Origin of the sequence: Micromonospora maris AB-18-032 (assembly GCF_000204155.1) — a bacterium.
Lineage (GTDB): Bacteria > Actinomycetota > Actinomycetes > Mycobacteriales > Micromonosporaceae > Micromonospora > Micromonospora gifhornensis.
On record NC_015434.1, the window covers coordinates 4,260,704 to 4,279,362 of the forward strand.

Sequence of the window (18,659 nt, forward strand, 5' to 3'; positions counted from 1 at the left end):
CACCACCAGGTGACGCCCGCCGCTTGCCGTAGCATCCGGCAGGATTGTGCTGACTGAAACCGACGTCACAGGAGAATTCGCATGAACCAGGCAGCGAGCAAGCCCGAGATCGGTCCGATCGAGGGAGCCCCGCCGGCCGACCTCGTGATCGAGGACATCACCGTCGGCGACGGCCCGGAGGCCCAGGCCGGCCAGGTGGCACGGGTGCACTACGTGGGGGTGGCGCACTCCACCGGCGCGGAGTTCGACGCGTCCTGGAACCGCGGCGAGGCGTTCGAGTTCCCGCTCGGCGGCGGGCGGGTCATCTCCGGCTGGGACCAGGGCGTGGTGGGGATGCGGGTCGGCGGCCGACGCAAGCTGACCATTCCCCCGCACCTGGGCTACGGCAGCCGTGGCGCCGGTGGTGTCATCAAGCCCAACGAGACCCTGGTCTTCGTGGTCGACCTGCTCGGCGTGCGCTGAGGGCAGCGCCCGCGGCGTCGGACGCCCCCCCGGTGTCCGACGCCGCCGCTCTGTTGGTCAGCAGACGGCGGCGAGTATCCGGTCAGGGGCCGCCTCGGCGATCGGGATGACCCGGCGCAGACCGGTGGCGCGCAGCACCCGGTCGACCACGGGCGGCGGATCCACCAGCACCAACTGGCCACCCTGGGCGCGCACCCAGAGCCGCGCCGCGATCAACGCGCGCACCCCGGCCGCGGAGAGCAGCCGGACCTCGGAAAGATCCACTCGCAGCTCCGACCGTGCCGGTGCCGCCCAGAGCGCCGCCCGGAACGCCCCGACAGTGGCGATGTCGATCACACCCACCACGCGCACGCACACCACGTCGCCCGACACCGTGGTCTCGACGTGGAACCGTTCCTCGCGCTCTCGCATGAGTCGAACCTATCCAGCGGCACCGACACTTTTCACCCTGCGCAGAGATGGTTCCGGGTAGATCCAGGGCATGACCCGCAGACCCGCCGGGTCCACCCTAGGGAGGATCCCCCGCGCCCGTGCCGTACGCCGACGCGGGCAGCGTCCGGGCCGGCCCGTGACGAGCCGGCCCGGAGCGTACGGCTGCCTCAGCCGCCGCTGGCGGACGGTGCCGGCTCCGGTGAGCCACCGGCCACCGCGCCCGGATCCGGCGCCTGGGTCGGGGTGGGTTGCAGCCCGGCCGGCACCGGCAACGCGCTGCCCTTGGCGAACTGCTCCCAGCTGACGTTCCAGGCGGTCCAGCCGTTGCCCTCGTCGAGAGGGACCTCGGTGCCCTTGACGGTGACCAGGTCGCCGACCTGGGTGACGCCCATCAGCCAGTCGGCGTTGGCCGCCGACAGGTTCGTGCACCCGTGCGACACGTTGGTGTAGCCCTGGTCCCCCTCCGACCAGGGAGCGCCGTGGATGAACTCACCGCGCCAGGTGAGCCGTTGCGCGTCCTCCACGTCGACGACGTACGGGTCGGCCGAGCCCCGGGTGTCGAAGGTGGTGAAGTCGTGCTTCTCCATGATCACCATCTTGCCGCTGGAGGTCGGCGTGCTCGGCTTGCCGAGACTGACCGGCAGCTTGCGCAGCAGCTTGCCGTCCTGGAAGACCGACATCCGCTTGGTCGCGTTGTCGATCTCCAACTGGACCTGCCGGCCGATCTTCGAGGTGGCCCGCTTGTCCGTGTCACCGACATGTTCCTTGCCGATGGGCAGGCCCTCCAGGGCCGACCGGACGCTGATCGTCGTCCCCGGTCGCCAGAAGTCGGGTGCCCGGTAGTAGACCTGGCTGCCGTCGGACACCCAGGACCAGGTGCCCGGCTGCGGCGGATCCGTCTTCACGAACAATCGGCGCTGCACATCCGCCCGCGCCTCTTTCGGAATGGGCGGGTCGAAGGCGACGGTAACCGGCATCGCGGTACCGTACGTCCGATTGCCGGCGAAATACAGCACGCTGCTGATGGCCGGCTTCGACGATTTCGGCTGAGTGGTGAACGTGGTCTTACGGGTGACCGTGTCCCCCGAGTCACCGGTGACGGTCACCTCCGCGGTGTACGTCCGCTTCGGCGCCAGTGGCTTGCTCGGCACCCATCCGGTGCCGTCCTCGCGTGGCTCCGCCTCGACAGTGGCGCCCTTGTCGTCGGTGATGCGGACGGCGGTCACCCGGCCGTGCTTGACGTCGGTGCCGATCTCGCCGCTGATCGGCACGTCGCGGCTGCCCTCGGCCGGCGTGACGGTCACCTCCGGCTTGGCCCGCGTCTCGGCGTGCTGCTGGCCGGGCCTGCGGTCGCTGGTGCATGCCCCCAACGCCAACGGTGCCGCCGCGACGGTCACCGCGAACAGCGTCAGTCGCCGCCTGAACCTCATGATGATCGTCCCCCCGTTTATCTCCGTCCTCTGCCACATTCTCTCTGCCGGACACCGACTGTTTTGCAATTTCGGAAAGAGCGAAGAAAAGCGTGGCCCCGACACTTCCGCGAATTCCGCACCGCCTCGGCCCCGGGGATACCCGGTAGCGCAGCAACGGGCGGTGCCGCCGCGAATGTCCCGGCCCGTACCGACCGGCGCCCTCCGGTCGGCGGACCGCCGAACGCGCCCGGCGTCCCCTGATAGGGGACACCGGGCGCGGGTGGTGGGGTACCGGACTCAGACGGCGGCGATGAGCGCTTCCGGCCGCTCGACACAGTCGGCGACATGCCGCAGGAACCCGCCGGCCACCCCGCCGTCGCAGACCCGATGGTCGAAGGTGAGGCTGAGCTGGGTGACCTTGCGGACCGCGAGCTGACCGTCGACCACCCACGGCTTGTCGACGATGCGGCCCACCCCGAGCAGCGCCGCTTCCGGGTGGTTGATGATCGGCGTGGAGCCGTCGACACCGAACACGCCGTAGTTGTTCAGCGTGAAGGTGCCCCCGGTCAGCCGCGCCGGTGGCAGCTCGCCGGCGCGGGCGGCCTGCGTGGTGACGGCCAACTCGGCGGCCAGTTCCATGGTGGTCAGCCGGTCGGCGTCACGCAGCACCGGAACCAGCAGACCTCGGTCGGTCTGGGCGGCGATGCCCAGATGCACTCCGGCGGACTGCACGATCCGTTGTCCCTCGGTGTCGACCCGGGCGTTGAGCTGCGGGTAGCGCCGCAGGCCGGACAGGCAGATGCGGGCGAGCAGGGCCAGGATGCTCACCGGCCGGTCGGGGTACGCGGCGTTGATCGCGGCCCGGGTCGCCAGCAGGGCGGTGGCGTCGGCGTCCACCCAGATGGTCACCTCGGGGATCTCCCGGCGGCTGCGGGAGAGCTTGTCGGCGATCGCCTTGCGGATGCCGGTCAACGGGATGACCTGATCCCCCGCGCCGGTCGGGGCCAGCCCGACGTGCGCCGCCGACTGCTCGGCGGGCGAGGCAGCGGCAACGGGCGAGATCGCGACGTCGGCCGCCGCCTCCACGTCCGCCCGCCGGATCACCCCACCGGGCCCGCTGCCGCGTACCGTGGCCAGGTCCACCCCGCGCTCGCGGGCCAGCCGACGCACGATCGGCGAGATGACCAGGGCCGTGGCCGGCTGCGACGACGCGAGCGCCGCCACCGGAGCCGGAGCCAGGGCTGGGGCCACAGCCGCCGGGACCGGAGCCGCCGCCGGGACCGACGAGGCGGTGGCGTGGGCGACGGGGCGGGCCCGCCGACGGCGGCGTGCCCCGCCGTGTCCGGTGCCGTACCCGATGAGGACGTTGCCGGAGCCGGCCCGCTCCTCCTCCCGGTAGACGGCGTGCCCGACCGGTTCGGACCCGCCGTCCGCCACCACGGTGATCAGCGGCTGGCCGACCGGCCGCACCTCACCCTCCGCGCCGTGCAGGGCCACGACCCGGCCGGCGTACGGGCAGGGCACGTCCACGACGGCCTTGGCGGTCTCCACCTCGACCACGGTCTGGTCCACGGTGACCACGTCGCCGACCGCGACCCGCCACTGCACGATCTCCGCCTCGGCGAGCCCTTCACCGAGGTCGGGTAGGAGGAAGACCTGCTCGCTCATGCCGGCACCCCGTCGGTCAGCCACCGGGAGTCCGGCTGGTCGTCCCACTGCAGTCGGGCCACCGCGTCGAGCACCCGGTCGACCGAGGGCAGGTGGGTGTGCTCCAGCATCGGCGCGGGGTACGGAATGTCCAGCCCGGACACCCGCAGCACCGGCGCGTGCAGGGCGTGGAAGCAGCGCTCCTGCACCCGGGCGGCGATCTCCGCGCCCACCCCGGCGAAGCCCTGCGCCTCCTGCACCACCACGCACCGGCCGGTGCGCCGCACCGAGGCGGCGATCGTGGCGTCGTCGAACGGCACGATGGTGCGGACGTCGACGACCTCCAGGTCCCAGCCCTCCTCCTTGGCGGCCTCGGCGGCCTCCAGAGCGACCGGCACCGCCGGACCGTACGCGACAAGGGTGGCGTCGCGACCGGGCCGGCGTACGACCGCCCGACCGAACGGCTCGGTACGCGCCGAGGGGTCCGCCTCGCCGCTGGCGAAGTAGAGCTTCTTCGGCTCCATGAAGACCACCGGATCCGGGTCGTCGATCGCCTCCCGCAGCAGCGAGTACGCGTCGGCGACCGTCGCCGGGGTGACCACCTTCAGACCCGGGGTGTGCGCGTAGTACGCCTCGGAGGAGTCACAGTGGTGCTCCACCCCACCGATGCCTCCGGCGTACGGCACTCGGATCACCATCGGCACGCTGAGCGCGCCACGGGTGCGGTTGCGCAGCTTCGCCACATGGGAGGCGATCTGCTCGAACGCCGGGTACGCGAACGCGTCGAACTGCATCTCGACCACCGGGCGCAGCCCGGACATGGCCAGTCCGACGGCGAAGCCGACGATGCCGGCCTCGGCCAGCGGGGTGTCAAAGCAACGCTTGTCGCCGAAGCGTGCCTGCAACCCGTCGGTGATCCGGAAGACCCCACCGAGCTGGCCGACGTCCTCGCCGAAGACGACGACCCGCTCGTCGTCGAGCATCGCGTCGGCGAGGGCGGCGTTGAGGGCCTTCGCCATCGTCATGGTGGCCATCAGGCGTCCTCCTCCTGCGTCGCGGCCAGCTCGGCGCGTACCTGTTCCCGCTGCTCCACCAGTTGCGGGGTGGGCTCGGCGTAGACGTGCTCGAAGAGGCTGAGCGGGTCGACGGTGGGCTGGACGTTCATCCGCTCGCGCAGCCGCGCCGCGTACGCCTCGGCCTCCTCGGCGATCTCGGCGACGGCGGCGTCGTCGAGCACCTCGCGGGCGCGCAGGTAGCTCTCCAGCCGGGTGATCGGGTCACGCTCACGCCACGCCTCGACCTCCTCGGCGTCGCGGTAGCGGGTCTGGTCGTCGGCGTTGGTGTGCGGCTCCATCCGGTAGGTGTGCGCCTCCACCAGGTACGGCCCCTTGCCGGCCCGGGCGTGCGCGACAGCCCGGTTCAGCACGGCCAGCACCGCGACCGGGTCGTTGCCGTCGACCTGCTCACTGGGTACGCCGTAACCGACGCCCTTGTAGGCCAGCGTCGGCGCGGCGGTCTGCCGGGACAGCGGAACGCTGATCGCGTACCTGTTGTTCTGCACGAAGTAGACGACCGGCGCCTTGAACACGGCGGCGAAGTTGACGCCCTCGTGGAAGTCGCCCTCGCTGGTGGCGCCGTCACCGATGTAGACGAGCGCGACGGTGTCGCGACCCTGGTACGACTCGCCGTAGGCCAGGCCGGCGGCGTGCACGCACTGGGTGGCCAGCGGGGTGCACTGCGGGGCGGTGCGCACCGCGGTGGGGTCGTACCCGCAGTGCCAGTCGCCGCGCAGCAGGGTGAGCACCTCGACCGGGTCGATGCCCCGGGCGGTCAGCGCCATCGACTCGCGGTAGGTGGGGAACACCCAGTCGTCGTCGCGCAGCGCGAGGACGCCGCCGACCTGGCAGGCCTCCTGGCCCCGGGAGGACGGGTAGACGGCCAGCCGGCCCTGCTTGGTCAGCGCGGTGGCCTGCGCGTCGAAGCGGCGGCCGATCACCATCCGCCGGTACATCTCGCGCAGCGCCTCGACGGGCGGCTCGGGGTAGTCGGGGCGCGACGGCAGCGGGGTGCCGTCGGAGTTCAGCAACCGGACCGGTTCGGCCTGCGGCATCAGGCCGGCGGACGGGTCCGGTGCGGCCGGGGTGGCCGGCCGGCGCTTTCGCGGGGATGCCCTGCGCGCCGCCTGGGGGGTCGTGGTCACGGCGAACCTCCTGGACGTGTGGTGGCCCTATGCTCCTTTGGTTGGATGATTGACTCAAGATGCCTGGTGAACGCGGGATGAATGGCACCGAGGGGAGGCTGCGATGGGCCAGGAGACCGTCAACGGACCGGCCGTGACGAGCGCCACGGGACGTTCGGCACAACTGGACGAGGTGGACCGGCGGTTGCTCGACGAGTTGACCCGCGACGGCCGGATGTCCATCCGTACCCTCGCCGAGCGGGTGCACGTGTCGCGGACCAACGCGTACGCCCGGGTGGAGCGGCTGGTCCGGGACGGGGTGATCACCGGGTTCGCCGCGCGGGTCGCCCCGGAACCGGCCGGCCTGGGCACCTCGGCGTACATCGCGTTGACCATCCGGCAGAACACCTGGCGGGAGGTGTCGGCGGAGCTGGCGCAGGTGCGCTACGTCGAGCACGTGGCGCTGCTCAGCGGCGAGCACGACGTGCTGGCCCTGGTCCGCGCCCCGGACAACGCCACCCTGCGGGACGTGGTGTTGGACCGGGTCCAGCGCATCTCCGGGGTGCTGTCGACCCGCAGCTGGCTGGTCTTCGAGGAGTACGACGGGGTCAACAGCCCCTGGTCGTAGCGGGGCTCAGCGTTCCGGCGGCGCGGCGAGGCCCTCCCGGTCGGCCAGTGCCAACAGCGGGTCCAGCGAGAACCGGTCCTCGTCCAGTCCCGCGTGCGGGTCGCCGCGTTCGGCGAACCGGGCGGGCATGCTCACCACGTCGAAGTCCTCCGGCCGGACGTCGTCCAGCTCGGCCCAGTCCAGCGGCGCGGAGACCAGCGCCTGCGGGGTCGGGCGGATCGAGTAGGCCGACGCCATCGTGTGGTCGCGGGCCATCTGGTTGTAGTCGATGAAAACCGGCCGGTCCCGCTGCTCGCGCCACCAGGTGGTGGTGACCAGGTCCGGGCGCCGCCGTTGCAGCTCGCACCCCAACGCCAGCACCGCGCGCCGGCAGTCACCGAAGCTCCACCGGGGCTCGATCGGGACGTAGACGTGCAGGCCCCGGCCGCCGGTGGTCTTGGGGTAGCCAGTCAGACCCAACTCGTCGAGGAAGCGGTGCACCTCGTGCGCCACCGGCACCACCTGGTCGAACCCGACGCCGGGCATCGGGTCCAGGTCGATGCGCAGCTGGTCGGGCCGCTCCACGTCGGCGCGGGTCACCGGCCAGGGGTGAAAGCGCAGGGTACCCAGGTTGACCGCCCAGATCACCACCGCCAACTCCCCCGGCGCGACCTCGTCGGCGGTACGACCGCTGGGAAAGGTGATGTGCGCGGTGCCCACCCAGCCGGGCGCGCCCGACGGCACCCGCTTCTGATAGAAGGCGTCGCCCCGGTTGTCCTGCCGGGTGGCGATGGTCGCCCCCTCGAACACCCCCCGTGGCCACCGTTCCAGCATGGTCGGTCGATCCCGCAACGCCCGCAGGATGCCGTCACCCACGGCGAGGAAATAGCGCACCACGTCCAGCTTGGTCAGCCCACGCTCGGGGAAGTACGGCTTGTCCGGGCTGGAGACGCGAACCGTCCGCCGCCCCACCTGGATCTCCTCGGCCGTACTCGCCATGGACATCACCATAGGCGCGGCGATGGCCGGGTGGGGCGCAACACCACCCGGCCATCGCCGCCCGGATCAGACCTTCTCCTGCTGAAGGCGTGCCTTCAGCAGCTTCTTGCCCTGCTCGCCCATCTTGCGGTGGTCGTCCTGGATCTCGCGGAACCAGGTGGCGAGTTCGCTGTCGCCGCGCGCCTCGGCGTCGGCGATGTAGTTCTCCATCTTCCAGACGTGCTCCAGCGACATCTGCAGGGTGTGCAGCAGGTCGTAGTGGTCGTCCTTCACCGGACTGGCCGGCTCCCGCACCATCGTGGCCATGGTTCACCTCCAGCTAGCAGGTGGGTCTGCGGTCGCGTACCCCTGACGGTGGCCGGCACACCCCGCACGGCCGACGTCTTGCTCTGACAGCTGCCACCTGCGCACGTCCTGGGGTGTAACGCCACATATCGACGGGACGCTTCTGATCGTGAGGGCGGGCAACCCGTCCGCCGCCGCCGGGCCGCCCGCACGAGGGTGCCGCACGGCGGGGTCGCACCCTGGGGAGTCTGTGTGAAGAAGCTCGGCCGCAAGGCACTCGCGGTGGCGGTCGCCGTGGCACTCGGCGCCGGCGTCACCAGCGTTGTCACCGCCCCGGCCACCGCCTCCGTCGACGGCGGCGAGGCCCATGGCGGCGAGGCCACCTTCCTGGTGCTCACACCGCAGGGCGCCACGGTCGACCGGGCGCTGGCCCGGGTGGCCGCCGCCGACGGCACGGTGATCGCCGACTACCGGCAGATCGGCGTGCTGGTGGTCCGCTCCGCCAACCGTGACTTCGTCGCCGACACCGCCGGTGCGGGCGTCGAGTCCGTGGCGTCGACCGCCGGCCTGGGCACCGTGCTCGACGAGGGTCACACCGTCGAGCTGACCACGGGCGAGTTGGCGGCCGTCGGCGGCGACCCGAGCACCGAGCCGCTGTTCGCCCAGCAGTGGAACATGCCGATGATCGACCTGCCGCGGGCCCACACGGTCACCGCCGGCAGCGCCGACGTGGTGGTCGGCGTGCTGGACAGCGGCATCTCCAGCAGCCACCCCGACCTGGCCGGCCAGCTCGCCCGGGACAAGAGCGCCTCCTGCCTCGGTGGCGTCGCGGACACCACCGAAGCGGCCTGGAACCCCACCACCTCCGACCACGGCACCCACGTGGCCGGCACCATCGCGGCCGCCCGCAACGGCGTCGGCGTCACCGGCGTGGCACCGGGCGTCAAGGTGGCCGCGGTGAAGGTCGTCGACAACGAGGGCTACATCTATCCGGAGGCCGCGGTCTGCGGGTTCATGTGGGCGGCCGAGCAGGGGATGCAGCTGACCAACAACAGCTACTACCTCGACCCGTGGGAGCTGAACTGCCGCAACGACGCACGCCAGCGCCCGGTGTGGCAGGCCGTGCAGCGGGCCATCCGCTACTCGCAGAGCAAGGGTGTGCTCACCGTCGCGTCCGCCGGCAACGCCAACCACGACCTGGCGCACCGGTTCGTCGACTCGGGCAGCCCGAACAACGGCACCCCGGAGGTACGCGAGGTCAACGGCGCCTGCCTGGTGCTGCCCGCCCAGGCGCCGGGCGTGGTGACCGTCGCCGCGGTCGGGCCGACCGGGCAGAAGAGCTACTACTCGTCATACGGTCAGGGGGTCGTCGACGTGACCGCGCCCGGCGGCGACAGCCGGATCCGCACCCAGGGCCTGACCCCGACGACCGCCGACGCCATCCTGTCGACCACCTTCAACACCGTGACCCGCATCGACGGCTGGGGTTGGAAGCAGGGCACCTCGATGTCCGGTCCGCACGTCACCGGCGTCGCGGCGCTGGCCCTGTCGGCTCGCCCGGGCATGACCCCCGGGCAGCTGGCGGCGCTGCTGGAGCGCACCGCCGTGCCCCAGCCCTGCCCCGCCGGCGGGTACGACCCGATTCCGCTGCTGCCGAGCGCGACCGACTACACGGCCACCTGCCAGGGCGGTACGCGCAACGGTTTCCACGGCGCCGGCCTCGTCAACGCCTACCGCGCGGTGAAGTGATCGTCGGCGCGGTCCGGCGGCCGAGGGGGACGCCGGACCCCGCCGACGGCCGACGTCGCACCCGGTAGGATCGGCGAGGGCCGTGACTGGCGCGTGGGGATGGAGCACCATCGGGAAGCGGTCCCGTCACAACGACGCACGCCGAGCGCCTGGGCCTTCCGCACATCCACTGGAGGTCGCATGTCGCCCAACGCCGAGTCCACCGCCTTCCGCAGCGCACTGGAGGTCATCCGCTCCGTCGAGCCGCGCGTCGCCGACGCGATCGGCGCGGAGCTTGTCGACCAGCGCGAATCGCTCAAACTGATCGCCAGCGAGAACTACGCCTCACCGGCCACCCTGCTGACGATGGGCAACTGGTTCAGCGACAAGTACGCCGAGGGCACCGTCGGCCGCCGGTTCTACGCCGGCTGCCAGAACGTCGACACCGTCGAGGCCCTCGCCGCCGAGCACGCCCGGGAGCTGTTCGGCGCGGCCCACGCGTACGTGCAGCCGCACTCGGGCATCGACGCCAACCTGGTGGCGTTCTGGGCGATCCTGGCCGACCGGGTGGAGGCGCCGGCGCTCAAGCGGGCGCAGGCCCGGCACGTCAACGACCTGACCGAGGCCGACTGGTTCGCGCTCCGCCGGGAGCTGGGTGACCAGCGGATGCTCGGCATGTCACTGGACGCCGGTGGACACCTCACCCACGGCTTCCGGCCGAACATCTCGGGCAAGATGTTCGACCAGCGCAGCTACGGCACCGACCCGGCGACCGGCCTGGTCGACTACGACAAGGTCGCCGAGGCCGCCCGCGAGTTCCGGCCGCTGGTGCTGGTCGCCGGCTACTCGGCGTACCCACGGAAGGTGAACTTCCGGATCATGCGGGAGATCGCCGACTCGGTCGGGGCGACCTTCATGGTCGACATGGCCCACTTCGCCGGCCTGGTGGCGGGCAAGGTCTTCACCGGCGACTTCGACCCGGTGCCGCACGCGCACATCGTCACCACCACCACCCACAAGTCGCTGCGCGGCCCGCGCGGCGGCATGGTGCTCTGCGGCCCGGAGCTGGCCGAGCAGGTGGACCGGGGCTGCCCGATGGTGCTCGGCGGCCCGCTGCCGCACGTGATGGCCGCCAAGGCGGTCGCGCTGGCCGAGGCCCGCCGGCCCGACTTCGCCGACTACGCCCAGCGCATCGTCGACAACGCCCAGGCGCTGGCCGAGGGCCTGCTGCGCCGGGGCGCCAAGCTGGTCACCGGCGGCACCGACAACCACCTGGTGCTCATCGATGTCAGCGGCTACGGGCTGACCGGCCGGCAGGCCGAGCAGGCGCTGCTGGAGTCGGGCATCGTCACCAACCGCAACGCCGTCCCGCAGGACGTGAACGGCGCCTGGTACACCTCTGGCATCCGGATCGGCACGCCCGCGCTGACCACCCGTGGGCTGGGCTCGGCGGAGATGGACACCACGGCCGAGCTGATCCACACCGTGCTGAGCCAGACCACCGCCGGCGCGAACCCGGACGGCACCGCCTCCAAGGCCAAGTACGTGCTCGACCCGGCCCTGGCCGACAAGGTCAGCCGCCAGGCCGGCGAACTGCTCGCCGGTTTCCCGCTCTACCCGAGCGTCGACCTGGGCTGACCGACGCGGCTTTCCGGCCGGCCCGACGCCGTGCGGCGTCGGGCCGGCCGTTTCTGCGCTGCCGTTCTGCTGCGGGATGCACTGTCTGCCCGGCGGCGGGGCCGCCCCACTCACCCCTGACGCCGCCGGGTCAGGGCGCGCCTCAGTTCAGCGGGCGCTTGAGGTGGTAGCGGTGGACCTCGGTGCTGCCCTGCACGTTGTTCACGTCCTCGGCGGCGGTGACGAGTTCCCAACCCTCTCGGCCGACACGGTTGAGATGCGCGACGGCGGTGTCACCGTAGGCGGTGACGTCCTTGCGTGACCCGTCGGGGCCGTACCAGACGAACGTGACGTGAAAGTTCCGGCCCTGCCCCTGGTAGCGGCGGACCAACAAGGCGTACTCCCAGGCAACCATGCGATCCATTATGACTGTCCACCCAGGACCGGACCACGGGGGCCGTCACAGGTTGCGAACGGGTGAACGCGCTACGTCAGCTCAACGGGGTCATCGTCGCGCAGGGCAACAGGCAGTGTGTCGTGGTGCAGGACGACCAGGGTCGCGACGGCTCGGGTCAGTACGACGTAGAGCCGGTTCATGCCGCGCGGTTCGGCGGCCACGATCTCGGCCGGCTCCACGACGATGACGTGGTCGTACTCCAGGCCCTTGACCAGGCTGGCCGGGACCACCGCGACGCCGGGGGCGTCGATGAGCGGGGTGATCGTCTCGGTCCGGTCGTCGGCGGCGATGACGGCGACGGTCGCGTCGGGCGGTGCCTGCTGGAGTTCGCTGCGCAGCGCGGCGTGCAGGTCGTCGACCCGGCGTACGGCGAGGGTGCCGCCGGGCCGGTACGACCGGGTCGGCGCGATCCCGGGGGTGAGGGCGCGGGCCGCGTACTCCGCGATCAGCGCCGGCACCCGGTAGCCGGTGTGCAGTTCCAGGGTGCGGACCTCCCGCTTGCCGATCCGGGCCAGCAACTGCGGCCACGACTGCGCCGCCAGCGGATGGGTCGCCTGCCCGAGGTCGCCGACCACGGTCATCGAGGCGTACTCGACCCGACGGGCGATCATGCGGCACTCCATCGGGGAGAGGTCCTGCGCCTCGTCGAGGATGACGTGCAGGTACGGCTCGTCGTCGGCCGAGTCCTCCTCGACCTCCTCGACCGGCAGCGGTTCGGCCAGCACCGGCACGTAACCCTCCTCGCCGTGCGGGTCGAAGCCGTCGGCCCAGCCGACGACCTGGTGCCCCTCCCGCAGGATGACCGCCTCCGCCCAGCGCTGCGCGGCGACGATCGCGTCGTTGTCGATGCCCGGTCCGGCGAGCGCGAAGGGGGTCGACAGGTGGGGGGCGTACAGCTCCCAGCCGTTGCGCAGGCCGCAGCTGAGCACGAAGGTCGCCACGGTCCGGGTGCCGGTGGTCAGCTCCCGCAGCCGCCACTCGGGCTCGGGCGCCTGCGGTGCGGCGGGCGGACGGCCCAGCAACTCGGCCAGTTCGTCCAGAAGCGGCACGTCGTCGACGGACCAGTCGGGCCGGTTCCGGTACGTCGCGGCCAGTGTCTCGGCCTCCTCGGGGTCCAGACCGACCACCCGGGCGGGGTCGGCGAGCCAACGCAACACCTCGGTCGGGGTCAGCGGCGGCCACCAGGCGCGACGGAACCGGCGGAACTCGTCACGGTCGCGGATCTCCTCGGCGAAGAGCTCCCGGTCCAGGTGCTTGCCGTCGACCTCCTGCCACAGGGTCTCCAGCAGGACGGCGGTGACGGTCGGTGCGGCGGCGTTGGGTGTGGTGCCGTCCGTCGCGCAGCGGGCGCGGATGCGACGGCGGGCCGCCGCCAGGTGCCGCGCGTCGAGCGTCAGCGGCTGGCCCGCGTACACCAGTCGTAGCCGTTGCGGCGCGGTCGGTGGTGGCTGCCAGATCAGCTCGGCCAGCACGTCGCGCATCCGGTCGTCGCCCTTGATCCGGGCGACGGCGGCGCGGTCGCGGCGGGTGGCGGTCACCCCCTCGACCAGCTCGCCGAGGGCCCGCAGGTGCACGCTCTCCTCGCCGAGGGAGGGCAGGACCCGGCTGATGTAGCGGGTGAAGACGGTCGACGGGCCGACCACCAGGATGCGGCCGTCGGTGAGCCGGCCCCGGTTGGTGTAGAGCAGGTACGCCGCCCGGTGCAGCGCGACCTGCGTCTTGCCGGTCCCGGGCCCGCCGGTGATCAGGGTGACGCCCCGGGCCGGGGCCCGGATCGCCTCGTCCTGCTCCCGTTGGATGGTGCTGACGATGTCGCGCATGTGCGCTCCACGCGAGCGTCGCAGCGCGGCCAGCAGCGCTCCTTCGCCGAGCACCCGCAGCTCACCGGCCTTCTCGGGGGTGAGCACGTCGTCGTCGAGGTCGATCACCTTCGGACCCTGGCAGAGGATGACCCGGCGGCGGATCACCCCGAGCGGGTCGCCCGGCGTCGCCCGGTAGAACGCTGCGGCGGCCGGAGCCCGCCAGTCGACAAGCAGGGGTTCGTGGCCGTCGCGTACGCCGAGGCGGCCGATGTGGAAGGTCTCGCCGTCGTCGAAGTCGAGCCGGCCGAAGACGATGCCCTCCGCCTCGGCGTCGAGCGACCGTAGCCGTACGGCCGCCCGGTGCACCATCGCGTCCCGCTCCACCAGCCCGGTGGCCGGGCCGCCGGCCGCCCGCCGATGCCCCTCGCCGGCGAGTTCGTCGGCCCGTTCTCGCGCGCCCTCCAGCAGCTCGTAGACCCGGTCCACCACCACCTGTTCGGCAGCGATCTCCTGTCCCCTGACGTCAGCCATGCTCGCCCCCGCACCGCACGATGATCACCGGGTGAGCCTATGAGCCGACCTGGGGACAAAAATCATCAATCCGGACGATCTGAAGGGGCATGGCGAGCCGTACACTGAAGATGGCACAGACAAGCAGCCACTTCCTGGCCGCCTCGTGCTTGTCTGCTCAGACCGGGACCGGGGTCTGTGCGTGGACGTGGAAGCGCAGCGACCGGGCGTCGGTGAAACACTCCCGCATCGGCCGGACCAGATCCCGATGTTCCGGGCTGCGTTCCCACGCCTCGAAGTCGGCCAGGCTGGCCCACTCGCTGGTGATCAGCCACTGCTCCGGGTCGGTGGCCGAGCGGCACACCTGGTCGACCAGGTGTCCCGGCACCCCGTCGGCGACCAGGTGCCGCACGGCCTCATACGCCCGCAGGAAGTCGTCGGTGCGTTCGGTGGGCACCCGGACGAGGAAGACGACCCGTCCTCGCGTCATGGTTTGTCCTTTCCGGCCGGTGCCGTCCCCCGCAGCACCAGCGCACTGTTGAAACCGTCGAAGCCGCGCGCGCAGACCAGACCCACCCGGGTACGCGGGCGGCGGCGCTCACGCAGGAAGTCCAGTTCGCATCCCTCGGCGACCTGCTCCGGGCCAGCCGAGGGGGGCAGCGTGTCGTGCGCGAAGGCGAGCAGCAGGGTCGCCACGTCCAGCGCCGAACCGCCCTGGTGCGCCCGCCCGGTGAGCGCCTTGTGGGTGCTGACCGCCGGCGCCGTACCGGCGAAGACCGCCCGCAGCGCAGTGGCCTCGGCCCGGTCGTAGCGGGCCACCCCGAGCGCGTCGGGCACCACCAGATCCACCTCGTGCGGCTCGACGCCGGCCCGGCCCAGGGCCAGCCGCATCGCCCGGGCGTACTGGTGCGGGTCACCGGCGCTCTCGGCGGTGGTGTGCGCCGCGTCGTGGGTGGCACCCCAGCCGGTCACCTCGCCGTAGCCGCGCACTCCCCTGGCCCGCGCGTGCTCGTACTCCTCGACGACGAAGACGGCACCGCCCTCAGCGGGCAGATAGCCGCTGGCGGAGACGTCGAACGGCTGGTACGCCCGCTGCGGATCGTCCACCGCGCTGAGCAGGCCGGAGCGCAGCTGGCAGGCCAGCGCGTACGGGCTCAGCGGGCATTCGGTGGCCCCGGCCAGCACCACGGAGGCGCCCCGCCGGATGGTGCGTACGGCGTGGGCCAGGCTGTCCAGCCCACCGGCCGACTCGGCCACCAGCACCCCGCACGGCCCCTTCGCCTGGTGCGCGATGGACAGTTGCCCGACACTCGCCGCGTAGAACCAGGCGATCGACTGGTACGCCCCGACGGTGCGGCTCGGCGACGACCAGAGCCGCTGCAGCTCCCGCTGACCGAACAGGTTCCCGCCGGACGAACTGGCCAGGGTGACCGCCCAGCCGTACGGGTCGGCGGGGCGCTCGGGCAGGCCGGCGTCCCGCAGGGCCAGTCGGGTGGCCGCGAACCCGAGATGGGTCCAGCGGTCGGTCTGCACCAGGACCCGGTTGTCGGTGTACCGGGCCGGGTCGAAGTCGGGCACCTCGCCACCGAGTCGGGTCGGGTAGTCGGCGGCGTCGAACAGGGTGATCGGGCCGGTACGCCGCTGACCGGCGAGCACCGTACGCCAGTGCGCCTCGGCGCCGACGCCGCTGGGCGCGACCACGCCGATCCCGGTCACCACCGCCCGACGATGCTCGTTCATGCCGGCACCTCCCGGGCCAGGCGACGGAACAGCATCGCCGACTGGAAACCGCCGAAGCCGCTGCCGACCGACAGGGCCACGTCCACCGGCACCTCGCGTGCCTCGTTGGGCACGTAGTCCAGGTCGCACTCCGGATCCCGGGTCGTCCAGTTGGCGGTGGGCGGCACCACCCCGTACTCGATGGCCAGCGCGCAGGCGGCCATCTCGATGGAACCGATGGCGCCCAGCGAGTGCCCGACCATCGACTTGATGGAGCTGATCGGCACCCGGTACGCGGCCGGTCCGAGCGCCCGTTTGAACGCGGCGGTCTCGTGCCTGTCGTTCTGCCGGGTGCCGGAGCCGTGCGCGCTGATGTAGGAGATGTCCTGGGGTGCCAGTCTGGCCTGGCGCAGCGCGTCGGTGATGGCCAGTCCCATCTCCACGCCGTCGGGGCGCAGGCCGGTCATGTGGTAGCCGTTGCTGCGGCTGGCGTAGCCGGCGACCTCGCAGTAGATGTGCGCGCCGCGGCGGCGGGCGTGCCCGGCCTCCTCCAGCACCAGCACCGCCGCCCCCTCGGCCAGCACGAAACCGTGCCGGTCGGCGTCGAACGGGCGCGACGCGTGCGCCGGGTCGTCGTTGTCCGGGCTGGTTGCCCCGATGGCGTCGAAGGAGGCGACGGTGACCGGGGAGATGGGTGAGTCGGCGGCGCCGGCGAGCACGATGTCCGCCTCGCCGTCGGCGATGAGCTGGTGGGCGTAGCCGATCGCGTCGATGCCGGAGGTGCAGCCGGTGGAGATCACCTGCGCCGGGCCGTGCAGGCCGTGTGCGCAGGCCACGTCGGCGGCCAGGCTGCTCGGCACCAGCGCCTGGTAGAGGTACGGGCCGCCGAGCCCGGCGTCGACAAGCCAACGCCGACCGCTGTCGCTGACCGTGACGTACTCCTGCTCCAGGGCCATGGTGCCGCCGACGGCGGTGCCGAGCACCACGCCGGCGCCGTCGCGCTCGGCGTCGGTCAGGTCCAGGCCGCTGTCGGCGATCGCCTCGGCGGCGCAGGCGAGCGCGAACTGCACGTACCGGTCGGCGCGCCGCCGCCGCTCCAGCGGGATGCCGGCGGCGTCGGGGTCGAAGTCGCACTCGGCGGCGGTCTGCGAGCGGAACGGCGTCGGGTCGAAGAAGCTGATCCGGCGGGTGGCGGTGCGCCCCTCGGTGATGGTCTTCCAGAACCGGTCCCGGGTCACGCCACCGGGGGCGACCACCCCGATGCCGGTCACCACGGTCCGTCGGCCGGTCACGACCCGTCCCGCTGTTCGACCAGCTCGGTGTCGACGTGGCCGAGTTCCGGGCGGGGGGCCAGGGGACCGAGGTGGAAGACCACCTCGGCGGGTACGTCACCGGTGTTGCGCAGCCGGTGGCGGACGTTGCGGGCCACGAACAACGCCTCACCGGCGGTCAACCCGACCGGCTCGTCGTCGAGGTCGACGGTGATCGCACCCCGGGCGACGTAGAGGAACTCCTCGCTGTACGGGTGGTAGTGCTCCGCGATCCGCTCCCCCGGCGCCATGGTCGCCACGCCCATGAATCCGGAGGTGCTGCCGACGGTGCGCGGGCCGAGCAGGACCCGCAGTTCGCCACCGCGACGGCGGTCGGCGGGCACGTCCCGCGCGGCCACCAGGGCCAGGTCACGCATCGTCGCCTCCGGTGGCCACGGCGGCGGGCTGGACGCCGGCCAGCCGTTCGATCCGTTCCTTGATGACGGCGAGCTGCACCTGGCTGTTGGTGTTGATCCGCTCGGTCATCCCGGCGTTGTCCACCGGCGCGGTCGGTTTCATCGCGAAGTCCTGCACCCAGGTCATCCGGACCCCGTCCGGTTCCTCGGTGTAGGTCCAGTGGATCCGCATGTACTCGAACGGGCCGGTCTCGACCCGGCGGGCCCGTACCTGCCGGGTGGCCCGGTCGGGGGTGCGTTCGCTGACCCAGCTCCAGGCCACCCCGTTCTCGTCGGGATGCATGGTGAGCCGGAACCGCACGGTGTCGCCGTCGGTGTCGAGGATCTCGGCCCGAGCGTACTCGGTGAACAGGTCGGGCCAGCCGGCCACGTCGTTGGTGACGGACCAGACCAGGTCCAGCGGCGCGGCGATGACGATGCTGTTCTCGGTGTGGCCGGGTGGGTCGGCGCGGCGGGAGATCAGGTCGGCCACGGCGGGGATGCTCAGTCGGGCGGCCTGCTCGGGGATGCGTACCCGCCACCGGTCGGCGACGACGGCCGTCAGTTCGAGCAGCGCGAGGGAGTCCATCCCCAGTTCCTCCAGGGAGGCGGCCGGTTCGCGGGCGGCGGCATCCGGATCGAGCCCGCAGTTGGTCACCAGGATGGCGGTGATCTCGTCGGTCAGCGAGCGGCCGTCGGTGACGGTCATAGTTCCCTCCTCGGTTCGGCGTCGAAGCGGTAGAAGCAGCGGGCCATCGCGTCCCGAGGCGAGCGCCAGTCAGGCAGGTACGGCGTGATGTACGGACGCAGCCGGGCGCTGATCCGCCGGAACTCCGGATGGTCGCGCGCCGCCTCGACCGCGCCGTCGCCGGGCGTGTCGGTCTCCAGCAGGTGTACGTACAGGTCGTGCAGCCGGTACAGCGACCGGTGCGCGACGCCGACGAGGTGTGGCAGTTCGGTCGTGTCGGACTCGGCGAAGATCTCGGCGACCGCGTTCTCGGCGGTCGGGACCACCTTCGCCACGATCAGCGTTCGGTCCATGTTGGTTCCTCTCCACGGGCCGTTGCCGACCCCACCCGGTGTCCGGGTCGACTCTCG

Annotated in this window: 19 protein-coding genes and 1 riboswitch; of the genes, 4 read left to right on the forward strand and 15 right to left on the reverse strand. The window is 72.1% G+C overall.

Features of this window, described 5'->3' with window-relative positions:
* Positions 1 to 81: 81 nt before the first annotated feature.
* On the forward strand, positions 82 to 462 hold the full coding sequence (locus VAB18032_RS18865; protein WP_013734486.1) for an FKBP-type peptidyl-prolyl cis-trans isomerase: 381 nt from the start codon (positions 82 to 84) through the stop codon (positions 460 to 462).
* A 57-nt stretch (positions 463 to 519) separates the two neighbouring features.
* Here the strand turns inward: VAB18032_RS18865 and VAB18032_RS18870 are convergent, their stop codons facing one another.
* From VAB18032_RS18870 to pdhA, 5 genes are all read right to left on the reverse strand, one after another.
* A complete protein-coding gene (locus tag VAB18032_RS18870) occupies positions 520 to 873 on the reverse strand; it encodes an STAS domain-containing protein (protein WP_013734487.1) in 354 nt (117 codons plus the stop codon).
* 188 nt (positions 874 to 1,061) lie between these two features.
* Positions 1,062 to 2,324: a L,D-transpeptidase gene (locus VAB18032_RS18875; RefSeq protein ID WP_013734488.1), complete on the reverse strand. Its 1,263-nt coding sequence runs from the start codon at positions 2,322 to 2,324 to the stop codon at positions 1,062 to 1,064.
* 279 nt (positions 2,325 to 2,603) lie between these two features.
* Positions 2,604 to 3,974: a dihydrolipoamide acetyltransferase family protein gene (locus VAB18032_RS18880; RefSeq protein WP_043724939.1), complete on the reverse strand. Its 1,371-nt coding sequence runs from the start codon at positions 3,972 to 3,974 to the stop codon at positions 2,604 to 2,606.
* Complete coding sequence (locus VAB18032_RS18885; protein WP_013734490.1) at positions 3,971 to 4,987, reverse strand: alpha-ketoacid dehydrogenase subunit beta; 1,017 nt, start codon at positions 4,985 to 4,987, stop codon at positions 3,971 to 3,973. The genes VAB18032_RS18880 and VAB18032_RS18885 overlap by 4 nt, the downstream gene beginning before the upstream one ends.
* Positions 4,987 to 6,153, reverse strand: a complete 1,167-nt coding sequence (gene pdhA, locus VAB18032_RS18890; protein ID WP_013734491.1) for a pyruvate dehydrogenase (acetyl-transferring) E1 component subunit alpha — start codon at positions 6,151 to 6,153, stop codon at positions 4,987 to 4,989. The genes VAB18032_RS18885 and pdhA overlap by 1 nt, the downstream gene beginning before the upstream one ends.
* Positions 6,154 to 6,256: 103 nt before the next feature.
* On the opposite strand from pdhA, the gene VAB18032_RS18895 reads away from it, so the two are divergent.
* Entirely contained in the window at positions 6,257 to 6,760 is a 504-nt protein-coding gene (locus VAB18032_RS18895; RefSeq protein ID WP_013734492.1) for an Lrp/AsnC family transcriptional regulator, read from the forward strand.
* A gap of 6 nt (positions 6,761 to 6,766) precedes the next feature.
* Here VAB18032_RS18895 and VAB18032_RS18900 read toward each other — a convergent pair whose 3' ends face one another.
* Together VAB18032_RS18900 and VAB18032_RS18905 are read right to left on the reverse strand one after the other, a co-directional pair.
* Positions 6,767 to 7,738, reverse strand: a complete 972-nt coding sequence (locus VAB18032_RS18900; RefSeq protein WP_013734493.1) for a DNA polymerase domain-containing protein — start codon at positions 7,736 to 7,738, stop codon at positions 6,767 to 6,769.
* A gap of 66 nt (positions 7,739 to 7,804) precedes the next feature.
* Positions 7,805 to 8,044: a hypothetical protein gene (locus tag VAB18032_RS18905; RefSeq protein WP_013734494.1), complete on the reverse strand. Its 240-nt coding sequence runs from the start codon at positions 8,042 to 8,044 to the stop codon at positions 7,805 to 7,807.
* 231 nt (positions 8,045 to 8,275) lie between these two features.
* Here VAB18032_RS18905 and VAB18032_RS18910 point away from each other — a divergent pair, with 231 nt between their 5' ends.
* Positions 8,276 to 9,772 carry a S8 family peptidase gene (locus VAB18032_RS18910; RefSeq protein ID WP_013734495.1) on the forward strand — a complete coding sequence of 499 codons (1,497 nt, stop codon included), beginning with the start codon at positions 8,276 to 8,278 and terminating at the stop codon, positions 9,770 to 9,772.
* A gap of 72 nt (positions 9,773 to 9,844) precedes the next feature.
* Positions 9,845 to 9,934: riboswitch (ZMP/ZTP riboswitch) on the forward strand.
* 18 nt (positions 9,935 to 9,952) lie between these two features.
* Positions 9,953 to 11,389 carry a glycine hydroxymethyltransferase gene (locus VAB18032_RS18915; protein WP_013734496.1) on the forward strand — a complete coding sequence of 479 codons (1,437 nt, stop codon included), beginning with the start codon at positions 9,953 to 9,955 and terminating at the stop codon, positions 11,387 to 11,389.
* Between the two features lie 142 nt (positions 11,390 to 11,531).
* Here VAB18032_RS18915 and VAB18032_RS18920 read toward each other — a convergent pair whose 3' ends face one another.
* The 8 genes from VAB18032_RS18920 to VAB18032_RS18955 form a co-directional block, all read right to left on the reverse strand.
* Complete coding sequence (locus VAB18032_RS18920) at positions 11,532 to 11,792, reverse strand: hypothetical protein (RefSeq protein ID WP_013734497.1); 261 nt, start codon at positions 11,790 to 11,792, stop codon at positions 11,532 to 11,534.
* A 62-nt stretch (positions 11,793 to 11,854) separates the two neighbouring features.
* Positions 11,855 to 14,158, reverse strand: coding sequence for a HelD family protein (locus tag VAB18032_RS18925; protein ID WP_013734498.1), 2,304 nt, complete (start codon positions 14,156 to 14,158; stop codon positions 11,855 to 11,857).
* Between the two features lie 157 nt (positions 14,159 to 14,315).
* Positions 14,316 to 14,627 carry an antibiotic biosynthesis monooxygenase family protein gene (locus VAB18032_RS18930; protein WP_013734499.1) on the reverse strand — a complete coding sequence of 104 codons (312 nt, stop codon included), beginning with the start codon at positions 14,625 to 14,627 and terminating at the stop codon, positions 14,316 to 14,318.
* A complete protein-coding gene (locus VAB18032_RS18935; protein ID WP_013734500.1) occupies positions 14,624 to 15,877 on the reverse strand; it encodes a beta-ketoacyl synthase N-terminal-like domain-containing protein in 1,254 nt (417 codons plus the stop codon). Before VAB18032_RS18935 ends, VAB18032_RS18930 begins: the two co-directional genes overlap by 4 nt.
* Complete coding sequence (locus VAB18032_RS18940; protein WP_013734501.1) at positions 15,874 to 17,148, reverse strand: beta-ketoacyl-[acyl-carrier-protein] synthase family protein; 1,275 nt, start codon at positions 17,146 to 17,148, stop codon at positions 15,874 to 15,876. Before VAB18032_RS18940 ends, VAB18032_RS18935 begins: the two co-directional genes overlap by 4 nt.
* Positions 17,145 to 17,543 (reverse strand): cupin domain-containing protein, encoded by a 399-nt coding sequence (locus VAB18032_RS18945; RefSeq protein ID WP_013734502.1) that lies wholly within the window; start codon positions 17,541 to 17,543, stop codon positions 17,145 to 17,147. Before VAB18032_RS18945 ends, VAB18032_RS18940 begins: the two co-directional genes overlap by 4 nt.
* Positions 17,536 to 18,270 (reverse strand): SRPBCC family protein, encoded by a 735-nt coding sequence (locus tag VAB18032_RS18950; protein WP_013734503.1) that lies wholly within the window; start codon positions 18,268 to 18,270, stop codon positions 17,536 to 17,538. Before VAB18032_RS18950 ends, VAB18032_RS18945 begins: the two co-directional genes overlap by 8 nt.
* Positions 18,267 to 18,602, reverse strand: a complete 336-nt coding sequence (locus tag VAB18032_RS18955) for a TcmI family type II polyketide cyclase (RefSeq protein ID WP_013734504.1) — start codon at positions 18,600 to 18,602, stop codon at positions 18,267 to 18,269. Before VAB18032_RS18955 ends, VAB18032_RS18950 begins: the two co-directional genes overlap by 4 nt.
* Positions 18,603 to 18,659: the final 57 nt, after the last annotated feature.

Bases quoted from the DNA above. Each gene is read 5' to 3' on its own strand.
- VAB18032_RS18865 (WP_013734486.1), top strand. From the start codon at position 82: ATGAACCAGGCAGCGAGCAAGCCCGAGATCGGTCCGATCGAGGGAGCC.
- VAB18032_RS18870 (WP_013734487.1), bottom strand. From the start codon at position 873: ATGCGAGAGCGCGAGGAACGGTTCCACGTCGAGACCACGGTGTCGGGC.
- VAB18032_RS18875 (WP_013734488.1), bottom strand. From the start codon at position 2,324: ATGAGGTTCAGGCGGCGACTGACGCTGTTCGCGGTGACCGTCGCGGCG.
- VAB18032_RS18880 (WP_043724939.1), bottom strand. From the start codon at position 3,974: ATGAGCGAGCAGGTCTTCCTCCTACCCGACCTCGGTGAAGGGCTCGCC.
- VAB18032_RS18885 (WP_013734490.1), bottom strand. From the start codon at position 4,987: ATGGCCACCATGACGATGGCGAAGGCCCTCAACGCCGCCCTCGCCGAC.
- VAB18032_RS18895 (WP_013734492.1), top strand. From the start codon at position 6,257: ATGGGCCAGGAGACCGTCAACGGACCGGCCGTGACGAGCGCCACGGGA.
- VAB18032_RS18900 (WP_013734493.1), bottom strand. From the start codon at position 7,738: ATGGCGAGTACGGCCGAGGAGATCCAGGTGGGGCGGCGGACGGTTCGC.
- VAB18032_RS18905 (WP_013734494.1), bottom strand. From the start codon at position 8,044: ATGGCCACGATGGTGCGGGAGCCGGCCAGTCCGGTGAAGGACGACCAC.
- VAB18032_RS18915 (WP_013734496.1), top strand. From the start codon at position 9,953: ATGTCGCCCAACGCCGAGTCCACCGCCTTCCGCAGCGCACTGGAGGTC.
- VAB18032_RS18920 (WP_013734497.1), bottom strand. From the start codon at position 11,792: ATGGATCGCATGGTTGCCTGGGAGTACGCCTTGTTGGTCCGCCGCTAC.
- VAB18032_RS18925 (WP_013734498.1), bottom strand. From the start codon at position 14,158: ATGGCTGACGTCAGGGGACAGGAGATCGCTGCCGAACAGGTGGTGGTG.
- VAB18032_RS18930 (WP_013734499.1), bottom strand. From the start codon at position 14,627: ATGACGCGAGGACGGGTCGTCTTCCTCGTCCGGGTGCCCACCGAACGC.
- VAB18032_RS18935 (WP_013734500.1), bottom strand. From the start codon at position 15,877: ATGAACGAGCATCGTCGGGCGGTGGTGACCGGGATCGGCGTGGTCGCG.
- VAB18032_RS18945 (WP_013734502.1), bottom strand. From the start codon at position 17,543: ATGCGTGACCTGGCCCTGGTGGCCGCGCGGGACGTGCCCGCCGACCGC.
- VAB18032_RS18950 (WP_013734503.1), bottom strand. From the start codon at position 18,270: ATGACCGTCACCGACGGCCGCTCGCTGACCGACGAGATCACCGCCATC.
- VAB18032_RS18955 (WP_013734504.1), bottom strand. From the start codon at position 18,602: ATGGACCGAACGCTGATCGTGGCGAAGGTGGTCCCGACCGCCGAGAAC.